Origin of the sequence: Sutterella parvirubra YIT 11816 (genome assembly GCF_000250875.1) — a bacterium.
Classification (GTDB): domain Bacteria; phylum Pseudomonadota; class Gammaproteobacteria; order Burkholderiales; family Burkholderiaceae_F; genus Sutterella; species Sutterella parvirubra.
Window position 1 is genome coordinate 1 of the sequence record NZ_JH604842.1, and the last position, 1329, is coordinate 1329.

The following is a 1329-nucleotide window of genomic DNA, read 5'->3' on the forward strand; positions in this document are numbered from 1 at the left end:
AACATTTCGGCAGCACGGTTGGAAATAGAATTCGCCGCCTCTCTCCGAGACATTCACGCAGGCGTCGTTGAGAGATTCAGTGATGTCTCGGATGCTCAGGTGCTCCCCGAACTCCGATAGCCGTTCCTGCAGAAGACGGATCAGAATCAGGGCGAGCACGCAGAGAATCACGTGCCCTCGGATGTGGTCCGTGTTGTAGACGTACATGGGGCGCAGGCCGAGGAACGACTTCATGATAAAGAAGCAATCCTCGATTTGAGTGAGCTGGCGATAGACGGCGGTGAGCTCCAGAGGGCTCACGTTGTCGAGGGATTCCTCCATGCCGTCCGGCGCGGCGAAGACGAGACCCGCGTAACCGGAGAACTGGCTTTTCTTTTCGCGAGCCCTCTCGTCCACGCCGATGATCGTGCTCTCGGTCTGCGTCCCTTCAAATTTTGCGAGTGACGTCCAACCGCTTCGCTTCGGATTCACCTTCTCACGGTTCTTCGCCTTCCTTTTGATGAGCCGCTCCCAAGCGTCGAGGATCGCTTCATCACGCTTGTACCGGTCTTCGTCCCACGTCAGAACGAGTTTGCACTTGATGGTCGCTCCGTCGGCCCCGGTCTTCTCGTAGTCATTGATCATCTGGATCCTGGCTTTCTCCGGATCCTTGGCATAGATGGGGGTGTACAGCGACTTGTCGAGCATCTTGTCCCGGAGATCCTTCGGAAACTGCGTCACGCGTTGGGCGACGCAAAAGCCGAGCCCCATTTCCTTGAGCTTCTTGAGGTTGTAGACGCTGTTGAGTCCGCGGTCGGCGACGACGATGGAGTCCTTGATGTCGTACTTGGCCTGAAGGCTGGTGATGGCTTCCTCCATGGACTTCATCTCGGCGCAGTTGCCGGCGAAGATCTCGACGTCAAGCGGGAAGCCCTTGCGGTCCACGGCCAGAGCGATCGAAACGATCGGAAGGTCGGAACGGTGCTCCTTTGAGGGGCCGCGCATCCGCAGGTACTGAATCTTCTCGTTCGCGACCGCGTCAAGAAAGGCGTCGGGAAGGAGCTCCACCAGGACTTCACCTTCGTCATTGAAGCACTCGTCCCCGAGCTCACCCTGCAGGCGGGCAGCTTTGGCCGCGGCCCGAAGGCGCTCGGGGAAGTCCATTTGCTCACGCTTTTTCTCTTCGTCAGTAAGAGGCGTCTCGAAGTAGGCGTTCGTCACATCGTAGAAGACGAGGGTTGCGCGCTCTTTCCCGAAGCGCTTGTCGAGCCTCTTCCCGACCTCTCGAAACAGCGGCTCCTTGTTCTGCTTGAGAAACGAGAGCGCGCTGTAGAGGTTGTCCAGCGTTAG

General features: G+C 58.2%; 1 protein-coding gene. It reads right to left on the reverse strand.

Annotation, left to right across the window (positions count from 1 at the left end; genetic code table 11):
• On the reverse strand, nt 1-1329 hold a 1329-nt coding region (locus tag HMPREF9440_RS00340; RefSeq protein ID WP_008540392.1), incomplete at both ends, for an IS1634 family transposase.